Source organism: Hymenobacter cellulosivorans, assembly GCF_022919135.1.
GTDB lineage: Bacteria > Bacteroidota > Bacteroidia > Cytophagales > Hymenobacteraceae > Hymenobacter > Hymenobacter cellulosivorans.
In genome coordinates, this window is the sequence record NZ_CP095049.1 from 2,374,575 (window position 1) to 2,393,202 (window position 18,628).

Consider the following 18,628-nt stretch of genomic DNA (forward strand, 5'->3'; position numbering starts at 1 on the left):
GGCTGCCTTACTCCGTGCCCGTGCCGCGGTTGTAGAGTGAAATGGCCTGCTTAACGCTCTGCTGCTGCTTGCTGCCCAACACGATGGGCACGATGGCTAGCGGTATACCAGCGTAAATCAGCGGGGAAATGCCCGACTGGTTGGGAGACAGGGTCGAAAACAGCCCGGCGGCTACGACGCCCGCGGCCGCCACGTAGCTCAGTGTGGTATACGTCTGGTACTTGCGGGCCTGCATCAGCAGAGCGGTACTGCCGGGGTTGTCGGCGGTGGCGATGCTAAGGTTGCGTACGTTCAGGCTCTGAATCGGACCGTTATCCTTGCTGAAATACTCGGTTTTCACGGTGCGGTACATCGGGCCGCCATAGCCATAACCGCCGTAGCCATAGCCCCCGTAACGGCCGTAGCCGAACGGACTGTAGCCGCTGCCCGCGTACTGGGTGCTGGTCTGGGAGTACAGGCTTAGGCGGCCCACCCGGTCGCGGCGCAGCGTGGTCTCGCGCGACGATTTGGGCAGGGTGGTACGCACGTAATGGCCGGTTTCATCCTCGTAGAAGCTGATTTCACTCAGGTCGATTCGCCGCTGGTCGTCGAGCAGCAGGTAGGAGCGCCCGAAAATGGGCTGCTTGGTTTCCACGTCGTAGGCCCGGTACACGGTGCCGTTTTTGAGGCCTACGGCAAACCGGCTGTTCTCTGAAGGAATAGCAGAGGGTGCCGGCGCAGCGGCTGGAGCTGCGGGCCGGGCAGGCTGGGCACCGGGCTGGGGCTGCTGGGAAAGCTGCGGTTGCTGCCGGGGCTGGCGGCGCGCCGAATCGGGGAAAGTGGGCAGGGTGTTGAGCTCCCGCGGTGCATTCTGGGCCAGCACCGCAGTGGGAGTGGCCGCGCCCAGCGCCAGCAGGAAAAGGCAGAAACGGAACGTCATGAGAAACAGAGGTTATTCCGGTATAACGCCGGGAAGATTGTAAGGAGCCTGGGCGCGAAAAACAGGTCAGCCGCCGGGCTGCCAGAATACGGCCAGAGTCTCATCCATTCCCAAAGATGCCACGGCCGGGCTAATTAGTTGCAGAGCCTACGCTTTTTGGGCGTATCTACCACGAGCAAGGCCAATACTGCGGTGCCCGAAAGCAACAGTATTGGCCTTGAAGATAAAGGGTTATGGCACAAGAAGCCTACTTTAGCAACTGCTCCAGCAGACTAATGCTGTCCACCATGTCGTTGCCGGTTTCGAAGTCCAGGGGCTTAAGGATGTAGCCGCTTACGCCCAGGTTCTGGGCCCGGGCCCGGTCAATATCCATGGCCGAGGTGGTGGTAATAAACACGGGAATTTCGCTGAATTCCGGGTGGCTGCGCAGCTCTACCAAAAACTCGTGTCCGTTCATCTTGGGCATGTTCAAATCCAGCAGAATTACTTCCGGCAGGGGCTGAATCGGTTCGGCTCCGTTGTGGCCCAGCAGCAAGTCCAGGGCCTCCAGGCCATTAAAGGCCGTGTACAGCTTGTGCTGAATGCTGAATTTCTCGAAGGCCTTTTGCACGGTCATCGTGTCAAAAAAGTCATCCTCAACCAGTAGTACCGAGCGCATAAAAAAAACGATAAAAAGAGGGTAGCCCCGTTGGCCGGATTAAGTGAGGAATTCGCCGAAAAACGGTGCAAGCTAGCACCTAGATTACTTTTTCGGTAACGGAAATCTTGGGCCAGGTGAAAATAAACGCCGTGCCCTGGCCCGGCTCCGAGCTAACCCGGATACGGCCCTTCTGCTCGTCCAGAATCTTCTTCACAATGCTCAGCCCGATGCCGGTGCTTTCGGCCGTGTTCCGGTCCCGCAGGGTCTGGAAAATCAGGAAGATTTTCTCGTGGTACTCGGGGGCAATGCCCGGTCCGTCGTCGGCTACGGTAAATTCATATTCCTTTTTAGCCTCGATGCAGCTCACCGTGATGGTGCCCTGGCCCTGGTGATGGTACTTTACCGCGTTGCTAAACAGGTTGGTGAACACCTGCTGCAGGCTGAGCCGGTCGGTTATAAGTACCGGCAGCTCACTTGTGACGTCCACTTGGAACGTGGGCGGCACCACCAGCTCCCGAACTTCCTCCACCAGCTCCCGCACGGCTACTTCTTCCAGTTTCTGCTCGGTACGCCCGATGCGGGCATAGGCCAGCAGACCGTTAATCAGGTCTTCCAGGCGCGTCAGACGGCCTTTCATCATGCCCAGGTACTGCCGCATCTGGTCGGAAAGCTCGGCTTTGAGCTCGTCTTCAATCCACTTTACCACCGTCATCACCCCGCGCAGGGGCGCCTTCAGGTCGTGGGAGGTTACGTAGGCAAACTGGTCGAGCTCCCGGTTGCGGTTCTGCAACGAGCCAAAGGTGTCGTCCAGGGTCTGGGTCATGCGGTTAAGCGAGTTGGCCAGGTTACCCAGACTGTCCTTTTCCTTGTCCTTAATCTTGACCTTGTAGTCGCCCTGCACTACTTGGTTGGCCAGGTTCTCGATAATCTGGATACGCTGGGTGGTGGCCTGATGCACCGTGGCAAGCTCCTGCTGCAGCTTTTCGTTGGCCGCAATTTCCTGCGAAATCTTCCGAAACAGCCACAGCGTCATCAGAATGGCAATAGTGGCCGATACGATGATGGTGATGGGGGTAATGGTTTCGTACACGGTCTGCTGGCGGCTGCGTTCGGCCAGCAGTTCCAGTTCACTGTTTTTGATGTCCTCAAACAGGCCGTAAATAGCCCGCATGGTTTGCCGGCCGGTGTCCAGAATCGTTTGAGTGGAAGAGCTGGTAATAGCCCGGTCCTGGTTGAGCAGCAAGCGCATGTTGCTAAACTTCTGGTCTACCAGCTGCCGCATCGAGTCCACGCGCACCGCTTGGCGCGGGTTGTCGGTCATCATGCGGGAAAGCCGCTCAAAACTGTGCTCTACCTCGCTCTGGGAGGTTTCGTAGGTTTGCAGGTACGACGTGTCGGCCGTCAGCAGAAAGCCCCGCACCCGCGACTCGGCGTCGCGCACGCGCGAGGTGAGCTGCTCGGCTTCCTGAATCACGCGGTAGGTGTGCTCCACCTGCTGGGTGTGCACGGCCAGCTGCCGGATGCTCAGAAAAGAGGCTATTGCCGTGAGTAGCAGCACGCCGGCCGCCACGGCAAAGCCCAGCAGGATTTTGGTGTTCAGGTTGAGTTGCATAGGCTACAAACCTACGGGCTTCGGCGCACATGCCCTAGCAAAACCACCACCTGCCCCACTCACACCGCCGCCCACTGCGTACCTTCGCGTCTGTCTTTGTCTGCTACTACCTATGCCTGCTCTCGACCCGATTACCAGTCCTCAAAATCCGCGCATCAAAAACCTGCTGCGCCTGCAGCAAAAAGCTTCTGAGCGGCGCGAGCAGCAGCTTACCATCATCGAAGGGCACCGCGAGCTGACCATTGCCCACCAGGCTGGCATCGAGATTCGCAGCCTTTTTGTGTGCCCCGAGCTGGCCGGCGATGCCCGGCAACAGGAACTGCAGGCCCTGCTAGGGGCCCAGGTCGAGTGGTTTCCGGTGTCGAAGGCTGTATTCGAGCGGGTGGCGTACCGCGAGGGCTCCGACGGGATTCTGGCCCTGGCCCGCCCCCCGCAGCGCCGCCTGGCTACCCTGGAACTGCCCGCCAACCCGTTGTTGCTGATTCTGGAAGCCGTGGAGAAACCCGGCAACCTGGGTGCCGTGCTGCGCACTGCCGATGCGGCCCGCGTCGACGCCGTCATCGTCTGTGACCCGCGCACCGACCTCTACAACCCTAATGCCATCCGCTCCAGCATCGGCTGCATCTTTACCGTGCCCACGGTGGCCTCCACCCGCCAGGAAGTGCTGGCCTGGTGCAAGGAAAAAGGAATCCAAACCTACGCCGCCGCCCTTACGCCCCAGGCCCGGCCCTACACCGACTACGACTTCCGCGGCCCCACGGCCTTCGTAATGGGCACCGAAGCCGATGGCCTGACGCCCGAGCTGCGCGAGGCCTGCTCCCACACTATTATTATCCCCATGCGCGGTTACATCGACTCGCTCAACGTGAGCATTGCTACCGCCGTGCTGACGTTTGAGGCCGTGCGGCAACGCGTTTAACCAGAAAAACCGATCCTTCGGAAAGGAAAAGGGACCGTTCGGATAGCCGAGTCGTAAAACAAGTTGCTCGACAGTAGGTTTAGCCCACACAAACCTACATTCCCAACCCTCTTCATGAAAAAACTACTATTCGCTCTGTTTCTGACAATGGGCTCGGTAGCCGCCACCTCCTGCTCTGACGACGACACCACCGTAACGCCCGCCAACCAAACTATCTCCGCTGACCTGACCGGCGCTCAGGAAGTGCCCGCCGTGACTACGTCGGCTACCGGTAAAATCACTGGTACCTTCAATCCCACGACCAAAGTGCTGACCTACACGGTTACTTTCGCGGGCCTCACGCCCTCGGCTGGCCATATGCACATGGGTGGCCCCGGCACTACCGGCCCGATTTCGTTTCCCTTCCCCCTGAATAGCGCCGACGGCAAGAGCTTCGTGTCGCCCATCAATGGCACTGTGACACTGAACGACGCACAAATTACGGCCTTGCAAGGCGGTATGATGTATGCCAACCTGCACACCTCGGCTAACAACGGTGGTGAAATCCGGGCAAACGTTACGATGAAGTAGCCCTGCCGTTGCCCTACATTCTGAAGGCCTGAAGAAATTCAGGCCTTTTTTGTTTCTACCTTCCACTCCCAACCACGCCACGTGCTATGCTTACCCAAAACCGGCGCCTGCTTATTCATGGCCGCGTCCAGGGCGTATTTTTCCGCCAAAGTACCCGCGCCGAAGCCCAGCGCCTGGGCCTGACCGGTTATGCCCGCAACAATGCCGACGGCACCGTCACTATCGAAGCCGAAGGAAGCACCGCAGCTCTTGATGAGTTGGAAACCTGGTGCCACAAAGGCCCACCTGCCGCGCGTGTGGAGAGGGTAGAGGTGCAGCCTGGCGCGGTGCAGGGTTACTCGGAGTTTGTTATTGCCCGCTAAGCCACGGGTGGCCTCACACCCGCCGCAGTTCTTGAATCCAGACGTCCAGGCTGTCGGCGGCATACAACACTGGCGGCCCGGCCGGGGTCGGTAGGCCGTGGCTTTCCACCACCGTCGATTCCCAGGTGCTGAGTGTGGCCTCGCGCAACGTCCAGGGCTGGTGATATACCTTGCCGCGCCACAATGTGCTGCCAGTAGCTGCGTGGGCCACCTCAGGGCCAGCCGTGTAGAGGTAATACCGCTCGGTCAGAAAGTACGCCAGGCTGCCCGGCTGTGCCTGGGGTAAGGCGGTACCAGGTGTCCAGGCGGCCGCAAACCGGGCCGGGGCAGCCCCGCGGTGAGTCCGCTCGGCCTGGGCCCGGAGGGTGTGGCCGGTTCGGGTCAGGCTCATGCGGGCGTGCAGATAGGGTAGGTGAAACAGCGTACGGGCGGCCCACACGCCCAAGGCCAGGCTAGCATCGAGGGAAAGAAACCACACGCCGGGCACGCCATCCAGCCGGGCGTAGGTGCGCACATTAAGCTCGTGCAGATTGCTCAGCCCCGGTACGGCCGGTAGTCCCAGCGGCCGGATGCCGCTCATGGTGAACGGTACCACGCCCAGCCATGCCTGGCCTTCAAACAGGTCCAGTTCCAGCCGCGCCGGCAAGTAGGGTCGTAGTACCTCAGGTGCCACCGGCCAGTGGGCAAAAAGCAGTTGACTCCAGCGCTGCCGCATCAGGGGCAGACCGGTAGGAGGGGAGAGTGGTTCGGCAGACATCGGCAAACAGGCTATGCCGCTCTATAACAAGTCAAGAACAATTAGTACCTGCCGATTCCGGGAATAAAACAAAAAGGGAGGCAGCCACCGGCTGCCTCCCTTTTCAATAGTTCAAGCAATTAGAAACCTAATCGACTTTCTTGGCCGAACGCAGACGCTCGTTTTCGTCGAGCAGGATTTTGCGCATCCGCACCGACTTCGGCGTTACTTCCAGGTACTCATCCTTCTGGATGTATTCCATGGCTTCTTCCAGCGAGAACTGACGCTTGGGCACGATTTTCACGTTTTCATCCGAGCCCGAAGCCCGCATGTTCGTCAGCTTCTTGCCTTTCTGAATGTTGATGGTCAAGTCGTTGGGGCGGGTGTGCTCGCCAATAACCTGGCCAGCGTATACCTCTTCGCCTGGATCCACGAAGAACTCGCCGCGGTCCTGCATCTTGTCGATGGTGTAAGCGGTGCCGGCACCGGTGTCCATTGAAATCAGCGAACCGGAGATACGGCCAGGAATTACACCTTTGTAGGGCTCGTAGGCCGAGAAACGGTGGTTCATGATGGCCTCACCAGCGGTGGCGGTCAGCACGTTGTTACGCAGGCCAATCAGGCCACGGGCGGGGATGTTGAACTCCAGGTGCTGCAGGTCGCCCTTGGGCTCCATGATAGTCAGCTCACCTTTGCGCATCGTCACCAGCTCAATCACCTTACCGGCAGTTTCCTCCGGTACGTCGACCACGAGGTGCTCGATAGGCTCCAGACGGTTGCCGTTCTCGTCTTCGCGGAACAGAACCTGGGGCTGACCCACCTGCAACTCGAAGCCTTCGCGACGCATGGTCTCGATGAGCACCGACAAGTGCAGAATACCGCGGCCATACACGAGGAACGTGTCTTCCTTATCGGTTTCTTTTACGCGCAGGGCCAGGTTTTTCTCGGTTTCCTTGAACAGACGGTCACGCAGGTGACGCGAGGTCACAAACTTACCTTCCTTACCGAAGAACGGCGAGTTATTGATGGTGAACAGCATGTTCATCGTCGGCTCGTCGATGCTGATAACGGCCAGACCCTCGGGGTTCTCGGCGTCGGCCAGCGTGTCGCCAATGTCGAAGCCTTCGATGCCGGTCACGGCGCAGATTTCGCCGGAGCTAACCTCCGAAACCTTGTTTTTACCCAAGCCTTCGAAAACCTGCAGTTCTTTAATTTTTACTTTCTTGATGGTGCCGTCGCGCTTCACCAGGCTCATGTTGGCGCCTTCACGCAGCGTACCGCGGTGCACGCGGCCGATGGCGATACGACCCACGAACGAAGAGTAGTCGAGCGAGGTAACCTGCATCTGGGGCGTACCGTCCAAGGTAGGAGCCGGCGGGATGGAGGCAACTACGGCGTCGAGCAGCGGGATGATGCTGTCGGTCTTTACTTTCCAGTCGGTGCTCATCCAGCCCTGCTTCGAGGAGCCGTACAGGGTCACGAAGTCCAGCTGGTCTTCGTTGGCACCCAGGTTGAACATCAGGTCGAATACCTGCTCGTGCACCTCGTCGGGACGGCAGTTTTCCTTGTCGACTTTGTTTACTACCACGATGGGCTTCAGGCCCAGGTCAATGGCTTTGCCCAGTACGAAACGAGTCTGGGGCATGGCGCCTTCGAAGGCATCGACGAGCAGCAGTACGCCGTCGGCCATCTTCAGTACGCGCTCCACCTCGCCGCCGAAGTCGGCGTGACCAGGGGTGTCGATGATGTTGATTTTAACGTCCTTATAGCGGACGGATACGTTCTTGGAAACGATGGTGATACCCCGCTCGCGCTCCAGATCGTTGTTATCGAGGATCAGGTCGTCGAACTGCTGGTGCTCGTCGAAAAGCTTCGAGGCGTGAATGATCTTGTCCACGAGCGTCGTTTTGCCGTGGTCAACGTGCGCAATGATTGCGATATTCCGAATGTTCTGCATACAGATGGTTTTGCGGGTGCAAAGGTAGGCATTTCTGTTGGCAAAAGTCCGAGTTATCAAAATGTTAGCTGATTCAGGCTGAAAGGCACGGCCTTACCTAAACCGAACCGAAGCTCCGCCGCGTATGTTTGCTCCATCAGCGGCGGCCCCGTGGGCCCTGTTCGTGTTACCTTCTATTTCTTTTCTCTGCTCATGCGCACCTCCCTTCTGGTTCTGCTTATTTCTTCTTTAACGCTGAACTCGGCCTGCTCCCAAAAACGCCAGAATCTGGCCGCCGAGAAGCCGCAGGCCCCCACCCGGCCCACCGCCGCGGGCCGACAGTACCCTAAGGCCCAGCCCGTCACGCACCGCCCCGACGAGTTTCCGGTGCGCAAAACCGATGCCCAGTGGAAGGCGCAGCTTACTCCCGCGCAGTACTTTATTCTGCGCCAGCAGGGCACGGAGCAGGCTTTCAATAATAAGTACTTCGACAACCACGAAAAGGGTTCATACTACTGCGCCGCCGACCACAACCTGCTTTTTTCCTCCGAGGCTAAGTTTGAGTCGGGCACGGGCTGGCCGAGCTTCTGGGCCCCGGCCACCGATAGCAGCCTGAAGGTAACTACTGACAACACCCATGGCATGAGCCGCGACGAGCTGGTGTGCGCCAAGTGCGGCGGCCACCTGGGCCACGTCTTCGACGACGGCCCCAAGCCCACCGGCCTGCGCTACTGCATGGATTCTGACGGGATGGTTTTTGAAAAGGCTAAGTAAAACTGCCCGATATTTGTACGGCCAGGCAGCCCGCTGAATCCTTCGGCGGGCTGCCTTGTTATCGGCCTCGCCTGAACCTTACCGCGTAGGTGCGCCCTTCGTCCCGTCTTCAACTTCTCGTCTATGACCACCGTCGATCCAATCCACACCTTGCAGCAGCAGCTGGCCTCCACCCGGGAGCAGTTGGTGGCTCACAACGTGTATCAGGGTATTCAGTCCCTGGATGACCTGCGCGTGTTTATGCAACACCACGTCTTTGCCGTCTGGGACTTTATGTCGCTGCTTAAAAGCCTGCAGCGCGACCTGACCTGCGTGACGGTGCCGTGGGTACCGCGGGGCAACCCGGCCACCCGCCGTTTGATCAATGAAATCGTGCTGGAAGAAGAAACCGATGTGGACCAGCACGGGCGCCCGGCCAGCCACTTCGAGCTGTATATGCGAGCCATGGACGAGTGCGGGGCCGATACCCAGCCCATCCGTAAGCTGCTCGACGCGCTGTCGGTGGGGGAGTCGGTCGAAATGGCGCTGCTGCAGGCCAACGTGCCGTACGCCGTGCAGCAGTTCGTGCTCAGCACCTTCAATGTCATCAATTCGGGCAAGTCGCACGCGGTGGCCGCGGCCTTTACCTTCGGCCGCGAAGACGTCATTCCCGACATGTTCCGCCACCTGGTAGCCGACCTGGGCCAGCGCTTCCCCGGCCAGCTCGAAACCTTCATTTATTACCTTAACCGCCACATTCAGCTCGATGAGGAAGTGCACACGCCCCTGGCCGAGCAGATGGTGCGCGAGCTGTGCGGCAGCACCGAGCAAAGCTGGGATGAGTGCCGGGAAATAGCCGCCCGCTGCATGCAGGCCCGAATAGCGCTGTGGGACGGAATTCGGCAGGCTATGAGTTCGGCTGTTTCAGTTTCGAACGTAAGCTAACTTCCTGGTCTTACCGCGCGTTGTAAGGGGGCAGCTCATACCAGGGCTGCCCTAACTATTGCAACCATGTCGTACCATTCTATATTCACCGCCGGCCGCCTGGCGCTACTGGTGGGAGCCGCCTGGCTCACGGCCTGCACCGCCAGTCAGGAAAGCAGTGCCGAAGTAGACCGCGCCCCGCTGCCCACAACTATTCGTACGGATGCCGACCGGCAGGCCGCCTACAACAGCAATGCGGGCTACGGTGGCTCGGTGCCGGATGCCACGCCGGGCCGGGTTCCTATCCGGGAGCAGGCCGCCCGTTCCAACGCCCGGCAGCGGGTTGAGAATGTGAACACCAACGACCCGAACAATACGACGGCTGAAACCCGGTTGCGCCGCCTCAACGGAGCCCCGGTGGATACCGTGCGCCGCTTGCCCTAAAGCACACCGGGCCGGCTTTCCCGCGGGATAACCGGCCCGGTGGCAGAAATATTAAGCACTCAGACCTAGCCCTGAGTTTGCTCACTGCTGCCGCTTGCCTCGGAGCTACCGGCCGCTGGTGCAGTTGGTTTCCGGTCACGGCGTGGGGCGCTGCCGTCGGCTGAAAGCCGCGAACGGCGGGCTGCTGGAGCAGCCGAAGCGGCAACTGGACGAGACTTGTTAGTGCCAGCCCCCGACCGGTTGCGCGTCGCGGCCGGCTTGGTAGCGGGGGCTTCGGGAGCGGCCGTAGAAATGCTGTCGGAGCCGGCTACTGAGGCAGCCCCATCGTAGTGGCGCATAATAGTGTGCAGGGCTTCCTTAAACAGGTGCTCAGTATCAACGTCTAAGCGCTTGGTAGCATCTTTTACTACTTCTTTGAGCTTGGCTTTCGTTTCTTTGCGGATGCGGTCTACCACTTCCTTCATGCGCAGATCCAGCTCTTTCTGCAGTTGCTTAGCGGCAGCTTTTAGCGTCTTTTTCTGACTGGCTTTCTTCTCGGAACTCTTGTCAACCAAGGAATTGGAAGCGCGGGCGGCGGCTTTATCGGCTTTGCGCTGCGCTTTTTGTTCCGGATCCTTTTTTGCCTTTTTTTCGGGCTGATCTGGAGCAGATTTTTTCATGGGGCGGAGGGGGAATAAGGTAGGGGCTAACCCGGATGCAGCATTTGGCAACGCCGCGGTTAGGCTCAAATATAGATGTATTTACCTGTTGGGCTATGTTAAGGTTTTAAGCCGCCTTTAATACTTTCAAAACCTCGTTTCTTTGCGCATTCCGAAGCGAATAGGCCCTCCCGACTTTCGCTTTTACTTTCACTGAACTTCTGCTTTTTCTTTGCATATGCAATCTGACCCTCAGCGCTATACCGTCACGGCGGCCCTTCCTTATGCCAATGGACCCGTGCATATCGGGCACTTGGCGGGCGTATATTTACCGGCAGATATTTACGTTCGTTACCTGCGCTCTGCCGGGCGTGACGTCAAGTTTATTTGCGGCTCCGATGAGCACGGTGTACCAATTACCATCCGGGCCCAGAAAGAAGGCGTTACACCCCAGCAAGTCGTTGATAAATACCACGCTATAATTCGGGATTCCTTTGCTGAATTTGGCGTGTCGTTCGATATTTATTCGCGCACTTCTTCCCAGACGCATAGCGAAGTTGCCAGCGGTTTTTTCAAAAAACTCTACGAGGAAGGCAAGTTCATTGAGCAGACGTCCCAGCAGTATTTCGACGAAAAAGCCGAACAGTTTCTGGCCGACCGCTACATTGTGGGCACCTGCCCGAATTGCGGCAACGAGAATGCCTACGGCGACCAGTGTGAGAAGTGTGGCTCCTCGCTCAGCCCCACCGAACTGATTTCGCCCCGTAGTATGCTCAGCGGCAACCAGCCCGTGCTGCGCGAAACCAAACACTGGTATTTGCCCCTGGACCAGTACGAGCCTTGGCTGCGCGAGTGGATTGTGGAAGGCCATAAAGGCGACTGGAAAACCAACGTGTATGGGCAGTGCAAATCCTGGATTGACCAGGGCCTGCAGCCCCGCGCCGTCACCCGCGACCTGGACTGGGGCGTGCCCGTGCCGGTAGAAGGCGCTGAAGGCAAGGTGCTCTACGTGTGGTTTGACGCCCCCATTGGCTACATTTCGGCCACCAAAGACCTGCTGCCCGACACCTGGGAAACCTACTGGAAAGACAGCGGCAGCAAGCTGGTGCACTTCATCGGCAAGGACAATATCGTGTTCCACTGCATCATCTTCCCGGCGATGCTCAAGGCCCACGGCGACTATATCCTGCCCGACAACGTGCCGGCCAACGAATTTCTGAACCTGGAAGGCGACAAAATCAGCACCTCCCGCAACTGGGCCGTGTGGCTGCACGAGTACCTGCTGGACTTCCCCGGCAAAGCCGACGTGCTGCGTTATGCGCTCTGTGCCAACGCGCCCGAAACCAAGGACAACGATTTCACTTGGAAGGACTTTCAAGCCCGTAACAATAACGAGCTGGTGGCCAACCTGGGTAATTTCGTGAACCGCGCCGTGGTGCTGACCCACAAGTTCTTTGCCGGCAAAGTACCCACCATCGGCGGCGAGCTGCAGCCCATCGACCTGGAAGCCCTGGCACAGCTGGCCGAATTTCCGCAGCGCATTGGGGAGTTGATTGACAACTACCGTTTCCGCGACGCGCTGGGGGAGCTGATGAACCTGACCCGTGTCGGCAATAAGTACCTGGCCGAAACCGAGCCCTGGAAGCTGATCAAAACCGACGAGGCCCGGACTGGCACCGTGTTGCACGTAGCCCTGCAGATTGCCGCCGGCCTGGTGACGCTCATGGAGCCTTTCCTGCCCGCCTCGGCTGAAAAGCTGGGTGAGATGCTGCGCGTGGAAAAAGGCAGCTGGCAAGCCGCCGGCCGTCCCAATACACTCACGGCCGGTCACGAAATCGGGGCCGCGGCCCTGCTTTTCGACAAAATCGAGGATGCTACCGTGGAAGCCCAGGTGCAGAAACTGCTCGATACTAAAAAAGCCAATGAGCTGGCCAACGCCGTAGCTGAGCCCGCTAAGGAAGACGTGAGCTTCGACGACTTCGGCCGCATGGACTTGCGCGTAGGCACGGTGGTAGCCGCCGAAAAAGTCGCCAAAACCAAAAAGCTGCTCAAGCTTACCGTCGACACCGGCCTCGACCAGCGCACTATCGTCAGCGGCATTGCTGAGCACTTCATCCCTGAAGCCTTAATAGGGCAGCAAGTTTTGGTACTGCTCAACCTGGCCCCGCGCGAAATTAAAGGGATTCAGAGCCAGGGCATGCTGCTGCTGGCCGAAAACGCCGACGGTTCCCTGCAGCTTATGCAGCCCGGCCAGCACGTGCGCCCCGGCAGCCACGTCGCGTAATGTAAGCTTGGAGCCTTTTAGAGAAACAGGTCACTGCGGGCTTGCGAAGCACAGCCATAAGTGAAAAGCCCCTGACTACCGCGTGTAGTCAGGGGCTTTCTGGTTATAAGAAGTTTGTCACTAGCCGAGGACGGATTGGCACGGCTGCGCCTCGCAATGACCTGAGTATGGCCTCAGCACATTAACAACTACTTCGTGTTTACCACATTCATCGTGCGCTCCAGGCCGATGGTGGCGAAGGATAGGATGGCCTCAGCGGCTTTTTCGATGTGCAGGGCCAGATCAATCCTTTCGTCGGCCGAGAAGGGGTTCAGCACATAATCCACCTGCCGGCCTTTGGGAAAGTTGGCGTCGACGCCGAAGCGGAGGCGGGCGTATTCGTCGGTACCCAGGGTTTCCTGAATGTGCTTCAGGCCGTTGTGCCCGCCGGCCGAGCCTTTGCCTTTCAGGCGGAGCTTGCCGTAGGGGAGGGCCAGGTCATCGGTGACGACGACCATGTTTTCTTTCGGAATTTTCTCGCTCGTCAGGTAGTGCAGGGCCGCTTTGCCGCTCAGGTTCATATAGGTGGTAGGCTTCACCAAAACCAGGGTTTTACCCTTGTGCTTAATTTCGGTGACAAAGGCGTGGCGCTTGAGCTCAAACTTGGCGTCGTGCTTATGGGCCAGGTAATCGGCCACCATAAAGCCGATGTTGTGGCGGGTGTCGGCGTATTCGGGCCCGATGTTGCCCAGGGCCATAACAAGAAACTTCATAAGGCGAAATACGGGGTTTTAACGCAAGAAATCCTGCCCCGCCGAAGCAGGACAGGATTTCTGTTGGTTTTCCGCAGGGCGGAAAGATATTAACGGTCGCCGCCGGCCATCTGGCCTTTCAGCGCACGTGGGATAGTTACGGTAGCAATGGGAGCCGCGCCGTTGGTCAGGATGGTGTAGTTCTGAGCTTCCACCTTGCTCACTTTGATCGACTTGCCCAGCTCGAGGTCCGAGATGTTTACTTCTACGAAGTCGGGCAGGTTTTCGGGCAGAGCCTTCACCTTCAGCTTACGCAGCTTGCTCACCAGCTTACCACCGGCCAGTACGCCGGGCGAAACACCCACGAACTTCACGGGAATTTCCATCTTCACTTCCTTGCCGGGCTGCAACAACAGGAAGTCAACGTGCAGCAGCATTTCGTTCACGGGGTGGAACTGAGCGTCCTGCACGATAGCGCGGTATACGGTGCCCTCTACGTTCACGTCTACAACGTGTACTTCGGGGGTGTACAGCAATTCGCGGAAGAGGATGGCCGGAGCCGAGAAGTGCACCTGCTCGTCGCCACCGTACAATACGCACGGAACATACGAGTCAAGACGCAGTGCTTTCGCATCCTTCTTACCGAGATTCGCTCTTTTAAACCCTACAATCTCGAGGCTTTTCATAAGCTTGTGTTTTTGAGAAAAAGTAAATTGTGTTTTCCCGGCCAAGCTGACAATCAGCCCAAAACGGGCCGCAAAGATAGGGCTTTTTAGTTACTTAGCTACCCGCCAAACAAAGATTCCCCGGTAGTACGCTGCCGCTCCTTGGCATCCTCTTCCAGCCCAATGCCCATGAGAAGCCCCGCCACCAGCCAGAATAGCACGGTGCCAGCCGCCGCAGTTGAAGCCAACCGTTCCACACCCTGACCAACCGACTCAGCCGAGAATATCCAGTAAATCGCCCGAAGTGCTAACCAGAACAGGACAATAAAGCCTATAACAAAGAGCAGATCCATAGTAAGGTTTGCTACGTTAGCAGTAGGCTAATTGATCCGTGCGTCACCACATTGCGAATAGGCCCGGGGAAAATCGACCTATTTGGTCTGTGAGCCGGCCATCTGATTTTGCACTATATGTGCGGCCTGCTGACGGTCCTGCAACACGCGCAGATATGCTATGGCGGGCCGCATTTGGCAGGTATAGGCGGCCTTGCGGGCGTAGTCGATGGCCTCTGGCAAGTGGTTGTTCATTTCCTCGTACACGGCCAGATTATAAAAGGCCCGCCCCGCTACGACGTGGTTGAGGTTGCGGGCGGCCTGCTGCCAGCGGGCCGCGGCCTGGTCCCAGTCGGTGGCCTGCACGCACTGCCGGGCTTGCTGCATGTGCGCATTCTTCTTGGCCCGGGTGTAAATATTGCGTGACAAGGGCACGTAGGAAGGCGCAATCCGGCGGGCATACTGGTCGCCGATACGGAGGGCTACTTCCCGGATGCAACGCTCCGGGGCGGGCAGGCCCGCCAGCGCGGCCTGGTAGGTGGCGCCTTCACTGGTCCAGCCCAAATGGTCCTCTTGCCGGGCTTGGTCGACCACCAGCCCCTCCGGGCCGTAGGTGCGGAACCCGGACACAATACGCATGTCCATGTGCACGACCGTTACCATCACTTTCCGGTCGGGCTTGTCTTTCTCCTTGATAACCCGCTCTTCCTGGCGCTTCTGCACCTGCATGTCGGAGTCGAAGGCTTCGAGTACCACCAGCCCATCTACCTGCGAGGTGCGGCACACCCGCCGCACGTAGTCGGGGGCCATGGGAGGGAGGAAGAATTCGCGCGTGCGGCCGACGAGCTGGAGATTAGCCGGCGTCACGCGGAAGCGTGGGCTGTTGCGCATCAGGGCTTCGCCCGTGCTCAGCACACAGGCTTCCGCCCCGGCCCGGTCTACCATTGGGCCTTCACCTGTAAAAATTCCCTCCAGCACATCGAAAAACTTGTCGCGGCGGCTGTCGGGCAGGATGCGGTTGGCGGTGGCAATACGTTGCAGGGCCGGCGGCATGGGCACCGAAGCTGGAGCTAGCGCCTCCAAATGAACGGTGGTGGTGCAGCTGCTAGCCAAGCTCAAGATGACCAAGCTGACCCAAGCAGAACGAAGTAAAGAATAGCTCATAGTCGGAAAATAAAAACGAGAAGAGGGGAACTTTCCAGTTCCCCTCTTCAACACCATGCCAAAATTGGCTCCGGCTAGTTCTTAGCCCGACCTGATTCGAAAGTTAGATAAACAGCGAACTGATTGACTCGTGCGTTACCACGTTGCGAATGGCGCTGGCAAACAGATGCGCCAGGGAAATCACCTTTATCTTATGGTTTTCCTCTTTCAGCGGAATCGTGTCGGTAATGACCAGCTCTTCCAGCACCGAATTGCGAATCCGCTCGTGGGCCGGGCCACTGAGTACGCCGTGGGTGATAACGGCCCGCACCGATTTGGCCCCGCGCTCCATCAGCAGCTCAGCGGCTTTGCAGATGGTGCCAGCTGTGTCTACAATGTCATCGACGAGGACCACGTTCATGCCCGTCACGTCGCCGATTACCTGCATGGAGGCAATTTCATTGGCCCGCAGGCGCATTTTGTCGCAGACTACGATTTCGGCGCCGAACTTCTTGGCAAACGCCCGGGTCCGCACCACGCCACCCACGTCGGGGAGGCAAAGATCAAATCATCCAACCCTAGCGACTTTATATAAGGAGCCGAAACGGTGGCCCCATCCAGATGATCCACGGGAATGTCGAAGAAGCCCTGAATCTGACCGGCGTGTAGGTCACAAGTCATCAGGCGGTCGGTGCCCACGCTCTGGATAAAGTCGGCCACTACTTTGGCCCCGATGCTCACGCGAGGCTTGTCCTTGCGGTCCTGGCGGGCGTAGCCGAAATAGGGCATGACCACCGTCACCGAAGCAGCTGAGGCGCGCTTGGCGGCGTCCACCATCAGCATGAGCTCCATCAGGTTTTCGGCCGGAGGGTTGGTGCTCTGAATCAGGAATACGGCGCAGCCGCGCACGCTTTCATTGAAGCTGGGACCGAGTTCGGTGTCGGCGAAACGCTGAATGCTCAAATCACCGAGCTGCGTACCGTATGCTTCGGCAATTGCTTTACCGAGTTCAGGAGATGCGTTTCCTGCAAAGATTTTAACCTGCTGGGCCATGGAGAGGGGAAAGGGGGCGAAAACGGAATAAACTGAAAAAGCGAAAGGCGCCGATTCTTCCGAGGAGGAAGGATCAGCGCCTTTCGCGTTACTTAGTCGGTTGTCCGACCAGGGCTCGAACCTGGACTTTCTTGAATCAAAATCAAGCGTGTTGCCAGTTACACCATCGGACAATTTCCAAGCGGCTATCGGTGTGGATGTGCCGTTTGGGTGTGCAAATGTACTACGGGAAACATTCAAGGCAAATTTTACCGCAAAAATATTTCAAGTTTTTTTCGGGCACTATCCCCTTAAATATGGCATTTTTGAGCTTATAGGCTGATAATCAGGGTTGATTAGAGATGAAAAAAAGCTCCAAGCTTTACTCCAAACAGACTTTGGCAAAGCCGGGATTAAGCCGTAGTTTTGCACCCTGAAAACGTTGCACCCATCCTCTATAAAGACTCGCAATGGCGAATAACGGTAAAATCACCCAGGTAATCGGTCCCGTTGTGGACGTGAGCTTCGCGGGTGAAGGCTCTAAGCTTCCCAATATCCTCGACGCACTCGAAGTCACGAAAGACAACGGCCAGGTAGTCATCCTGGAGTGCCAGCAACACCTCGGTGAAGACCGTGTGCGCACCATCGCCATGGACTCGACCGAGGGTTTGACCCGCGGCGCCGTGGTTCGGAACCTGGGCGCCCCCATGTCGATGCCCACGGGCGACGGCGTGAAAGGTCGTCTCTTCAACGTGGTAGGCTACGCCATCGACGGCATTCCTCAGCCCAAGAGCGACGGTGCGCTGCCGATTCACCGCCAGCCCCCGCCCTTCGAGGATCTGGCTACCTCGTCAGAAATCCTGTTCACGGGTATCAAAGTAATTGACCTGCTCGCTCCTTATGTAAAGGGTGGCAAAATTGGTTTGTTCGGTGGTGCCGGTGTTGGCAAGACCGTACTGATCATGGAGCTGGTAAACAACATTGCTAAGGCCTACGCTGGTCTGTCGGTATTTGCCGGTGTGGGTGAGCGTACCCGCGAAGGCAATGACTTGCTGCGCGAATTCATTGAGTCGGACATCATCAAGTACGGTGAGGAGTTCAAGCACTCGATGGAAGCCGGCGGCTGGGACCTCTCGAAGGTGGACCAGAATGAGCTGCTCAAGTCGCAGGCTACCCTGGTGTTCGGCCAGATGAACGAGCCCCCCGGAGCCCGTGCCCGCGTAGCCCTGTCGGGTCTGACCATTGCGGAAAACTTCCGCGACGGTGACGGCACCGGTGCTGGCCGCGACATCCTGTTCTTCATCGACAACATTTTCCGCTTCACCCAGGCAGGTTCGGAAGTATCGGCTCTGTTGGGTCGTATGCCTTCGGCCGTAGGGTACCAGCCCACGCTGGCTACCGAAATGGGTGCCATGCAGGAGCGTATCACCTCGACCAAGCGTGGTTCTATCACCTCGGTACAGGCCGTATATGTACCTGCCGATGACTTGACTGACCCGGCTCCGGCTAACACCTTTGCCCACTTGGACGCTACTACGGTATTGAGCCGGAAGATTTCCGAGCTCGGCATCTATCCCGCCGTAGACCCGCTGGACTCGACTTCGCGCATCCTGTCGATTGAAGTTCTCGGTGCCGAGCACTACAACACGGCTCAGCGCGTGAAGGAGATTCTGCAGCGCTACAAGGAACTGCAGGACATCATCGCCATCCTGGGTATGGATGAACTCTCGGATGAAGATAAGCTGACCGTAACGCGGGCCCGCCGGGTACAGCGCTTCCTGTCGCAGCCCTTCTTCGTAGCCGAGCAGTTCACTGGTCTAGCCGGCGTACTGGTTGACATCAAGGATACCATCAAAGGCTTCAACGCCATCATCGATGGTGCCTACGACCACCTGCCCGAGTCGGCTTTCAACCTGGTTGGCACCATTGAAGATGCCGTAGCCAAGGGTGCTAAGCTAATGGCTGAAGCCAAGTAAATTTCTAATGTG

The 18,628-nt window shown here is 58.2% G+C and carries 18 protein-coding genes, 1 tRNA gene and 1 pseudogene; 8 read left to right on the forward strand and 12 right to left on the reverse strand.

Features of this window, described 5'->3' with window-relative positions:
- Nucleotides 1–7: 7 nt before the first annotated feature.
- The 3 genes from MUN80_RS09990 to MUN80_RS10000 all read right to left on the reverse strand — a co-directional run bounded on the left by MUN80_RS09990 (nucleotide 8) and on the right by MUN80_RS10000 (nucleotide 3,171).
- Nucleotides 8–919, reverse strand: coding sequence for a hypothetical protein (locus MUN80_RS09990; RefSeq protein ID WP_244723056.1), 912 nt, complete (start codon nucleotides 917–919; stop codon nucleotides 8–10).
- A gap of 247 nt (nucleotides 920–1,166) precedes the next feature.
- Nucleotides 1,167–1,577 carry a response regulator gene (locus MUN80_RS09995; protein WP_244723059.1) on the reverse strand — a complete coding sequence of 137 codons (411 nt, stop codon included), beginning with the start codon at nucleotides 1,575–1,577 and terminating at the stop codon, nucleotides 1,167–1,169.
- Nucleotides 1,578–1,656: 79 nt separating this feature from the next.
- Entirely contained in the window at nucleotides 1,657–3,171 is a 1,515-nt protein-coding gene (locus tag MUN80_RS10000) for a sensor histidine kinase (protein WP_244723062.1), read from the reverse strand.
- A 112-nt stretch (nucleotides 3,172–3,283) separates the two neighbouring features.
- Between MUN80_RS10000 and MUN80_RS10005 the strand changes: the two genes are divergently transcribed.
- From MUN80_RS10005 to MUN80_RS10015, 3 genes are all read left to right on the forward strand, one after another.
- Entirely contained in the window at nucleotides 3,284–4,090 is an 807-nt protein-coding gene (locus tag MUN80_RS10005; protein ID WP_244723065.1) for a TrmH family RNA methyltransferase, read from the forward strand.
- Between the two features lie 114 nt (nucleotides 4,091–4,204).
- The gene (locus tag MUN80_RS10010; RefSeq protein ID WP_244723068.1) at nucleotides 4,205–4,660 is read left to right on the forward strand and encodes a CHRD domain-containing protein; all 456 of its coding nucleotides are present in this window, start codon (nucleotides 4,205–4,207) and stop codon (nucleotides 4,658–4,660) included.
- An 86-nt stretch (nucleotides 4,661–4,746) separates the two neighbouring features.
- Nucleotides 4,747–5,022, forward strand: a complete 276-nt coding sequence (locus tag MUN80_RS10015) for an acylphosphatase (RefSeq protein WP_244723071.1) — start codon at nucleotides 4,747–4,749, stop codon at nucleotides 5,020–5,022.
- 13 nt (nucleotides 5,023–5,035) lie between these two features.
- Here MUN80_RS10015 and MUN80_RS10020 read toward each other — a convergent pair whose 3' ends face one another.
- Nucleotides 5,036–5,779, reverse strand: a complete 744-nt coding sequence (locus MUN80_RS10020) for a YqjF family protein (protein WP_244723074.1) — start codon at nucleotides 5,777–5,779, stop codon at nucleotides 5,036–5,038.
- A gap of 127 nt (nucleotides 5,780–5,906) precedes the next feature.
- Nucleotides 5,907–7,715, reverse strand: a complete 1,809-nt coding sequence (gene typA, locus MUN80_RS10025) for a translational GTPase TypA (protein WP_100334641.1) — start codon at nucleotides 7,713–7,715, stop codon at nucleotides 5,907–5,909.
- Between the two features lie 192 nt (nucleotides 7,716–7,907).
- On the opposite strand from typA, the gene msrB reads away from it, so the two are divergent.
- The 3 genes from msrB to MUN80_RS10040 all read left to right on the forward strand — a co-directional run bounded on the left by msrB (nucleotide 7,908) and on the right by MUN80_RS10040 (nucleotide 9,815).
- Nucleotides 7,908–8,468, forward strand: a complete 561-nt coding sequence (gene msrB, locus MUN80_RS10030; protein ID WP_244723077.1) for a peptide-methionine (R)-S-oxide reductase MsrB — start codon at nucleotides 7,908–7,910, stop codon at nucleotides 8,466–8,468.
- A 123-nt stretch (nucleotides 8,469–8,591) separates the two neighbouring features.
- Complete coding sequence (locus MUN80_RS10035) at nucleotides 8,592–9,392, forward strand: DUF3050 domain-containing protein (RefSeq protein ID WP_244723080.1); 801 nt, start codon at nucleotides 8,592–8,594, stop codon at nucleotides 9,390–9,392.
- 66 nt (nucleotides 9,393–9,458) lie between these two features.
- A complete protein-coding gene (locus tag MUN80_RS10040; RefSeq protein ID WP_244723082.1) occupies nucleotides 9,459–9,815 on the forward strand; it encodes a hypothetical protein in 357 nt (118 codons plus the stop codon).
- A 65-nt stretch (nucleotides 9,816–9,880) separates the two neighbouring features.
- Here MUN80_RS10040 and MUN80_RS10045 read toward each other — a convergent pair whose 3' ends face one another.
- Nucleotides 9,881–10,474 carry a hypothetical protein gene (locus MUN80_RS10045; protein ID WP_244723085.1) on the reverse strand — a complete coding sequence of 198 codons (594 nt, stop codon included), beginning with the start codon at nucleotides 10,472–10,474 and terminating at the stop codon, nucleotides 9,881–9,883.
- 217 nt (nucleotides 10,475–10,691) lie between these two features.
- Between MUN80_RS10045 and metG the strand changes: the two genes are divergently transcribed.
- Nucleotides 10,692–12,737 carry a methionine--tRNA ligase gene (metG, locus tag MUN80_RS10050; RefSeq protein WP_244723088.1) on the forward strand — a complete coding sequence of 682 codons (2,046 nt, stop codon included), beginning with the start codon at nucleotides 10,692–10,694 and terminating at the stop codon, nucleotides 12,735–12,737.
- 188 nt (nucleotides 12,738–12,925) lie between these two features.
- Here metG and pth read toward each other — a convergent pair whose 3' ends face one another.
- The 6 genes and pseudogenes from pth to MUN80_RS10080 all read right to left on the reverse strand — a co-directional run bounded on the left by pth (nucleotide 12,926) and on the right by MUN80_RS10080 (nucleotide 16,834).
- Entirely contained in the window at nucleotides 12,926–13,489 is a 564-nt protein-coding gene (gene pth / locus MUN80_RS10055) for an aminoacyl-tRNA hydrolase (protein WP_244723091.1), read from the reverse strand.
- Nucleotides 13,490–13,578: 89 nt separating this feature from the next.
- Nucleotides 13,579–14,154, reverse strand: a complete 576-nt coding sequence (locus MUN80_RS10060) for a 50S ribosomal protein L25/general stress protein Ctc (protein ID WP_244723094.1) — start codon at nucleotides 14,152–14,154, stop codon at nucleotides 13,579–13,581.
- Between the two features lie 98 nt (nucleotides 14,155–14,252).
- Entirely contained in the window at nucleotides 14,253–14,486 is a 234-nt protein-coding gene (locus tag MUN80_RS10065) for a hypothetical protein (protein WP_244723097.1), read from the reverse strand.
- 78 nt (nucleotides 14,487–14,564) lie between these two features.
- A complete protein-coding gene (locus MUN80_RS10070; protein WP_244723100.1) occupies nucleotides 14,565–15,629 on the reverse strand; it encodes a DUF6340 family protein in 1,065 nt (354 codons plus the stop codon).
- 103 nt (nucleotides 15,630–15,732) lie between these two features.
- Nucleotides 15,733–16,661 (reverse strand): annotated as a pseudogene (locus tag MUN80_RS10075) (ribose-phosphate pyrophosphokinase).
- Between the two features lie 100 nt (nucleotides 16,662–16,761).
- Nucleotides 16,762–16,834: transfer RNA gene (locus tag MUN80_RS10080), tRNA-Gln, on the reverse strand.
- A gap of 276 nt (nucleotides 16,835–17,110) precedes the next feature.
- On the opposite strand from MUN80_RS10080, the gene atpD reads away from it, so the two are divergent.
- A complete protein-coding gene (gene atpD, locus MUN80_RS10085) occupies nucleotides 17,111–18,616 on the forward strand; it encodes a F0F1 ATP synthase subunit beta (protein WP_244723102.1) in 1,506 nt (501 codons plus the stop codon).
- The last annotated feature ends 12 nt before the right edge of the window (nucleotides 18,617–18,628 follow it).

Excerpts from the sequence above, each read along its gene's own strand:
- MUN80_RS09990 (WP_244723056.1), bottom strand. The coding sequence starts at position 919 with ATGACGTTCCGTTTCTGCCTTTTCCTGCTGGCGCTGGGCGCGGCCACT.
- MUN80_RS09995 (WP_244723059.1), bottom strand. The coding sequence starts at position 1,577 with ATGCGCTCGGTACTACTGGTTGAGGATGACTTTTTTGACACGATGACC.
- MUN80_RS10000 (WP_244723062.1), bottom strand. The coding sequence starts at position 3,171 with ATGCAACTCAACCTGAACACCAAAATCCTGCTGGGCTTTGCCGTGGCG.
- MUN80_RS10005 (WP_244723065.1), top strand. The coding sequence starts at position 3,284 with ATGCCTGCTCTCGACCCGATTACCAGTCCTCAAAATCCGCGCATCAAA.
- MUN80_RS10010 (WP_244723068.1), top strand. The coding sequence starts at position 4,205 with ATGAAAAAACTACTATTCGCTCTGTTTCTGACAATGGGCTCGGTAGCC.
- MUN80_RS10015 (WP_244723071.1), top strand. The coding sequence starts at position 4,747 with ATGCTTACCCAAAACCGGCGCCTGCTTATTCATGGCCGCGTCCAGGGC.
- MUN80_RS10020 (WP_244723074.1), bottom strand. The coding sequence starts at position 5,779 with ATGTCTGCCGAACCACTCTCCCCTCCTACCGGTCTGCCCCTGATGCGG.
- typA (WP_100334641.1), bottom strand. The coding sequence starts at position 7,715 with ATGCAGAACATTCGGAATATCGCAATCATTGCGCACGTTGACCACGGC.
- msrB (WP_244723077.1), top strand. The coding sequence starts at position 7,908 with ATGCGCACCTCCCTTCTGGTTCTGCTTATTTCTTCTTTAACGCTGAAC.
- MUN80_RS10035 (WP_244723080.1), top strand. The coding sequence starts at position 8,592 with ATGACCACCGTCGATCCAATCCACACCTTGCAGCAGCAGCTGGCCTCC.
- MUN80_RS10040 (WP_244723082.1), top strand. The coding sequence starts at position 9,459 with ATGTCGTACCATTCTATATTCACCGCCGGCCGCCTGGCGCTACTGGTG.
- MUN80_RS10045 (WP_244723085.1), bottom strand. The coding sequence starts at position 10,474 with ATGAAAAAATCTGCTCCAGATCAGCCCGAAAAAAAGGCAAAAAAGGAT.
- metG (WP_244723088.1), top strand. The coding sequence starts at position 10,692 with ATGCAATCTGACCCTCAGCGCTATACCGTCACGGCGGCCCTTCCTTAT.
- pth (WP_244723091.1), bottom strand. The coding sequence starts at position 13,489 with ATGAAGTTTCTTGTTATGGCCCTGGGCAACATCGGGCCCGAATACGCC.
- MUN80_RS10060 (WP_244723094.1), bottom strand. The coding sequence starts at position 14,154 with ATGAAAAGCCTCGAGATTGTAGGGTTTAAAAGAGCGAATCTCGGTAAG.
- MUN80_RS10065 (WP_244723097.1), bottom strand. The coding sequence starts at position 14,486 with ATGGATCTGCTCTTTGTTATAGGCTTTATTGTCCTGTTCTGGTTAGCA.
- MUN80_RS10070 (WP_244723100.1), bottom strand. The coding sequence starts at position 15,629 with ATGAGCTATTCTTTACTTCGTTCTGCTTGGGTCAGCTTGGTCATCTTG.
- atpD (WP_244723102.1), top strand. The coding sequence starts at position 17,111 with ATGGCGAATAACGGTAAAATCACCCAGGTAATCGGTCCCGTTGTGGAC.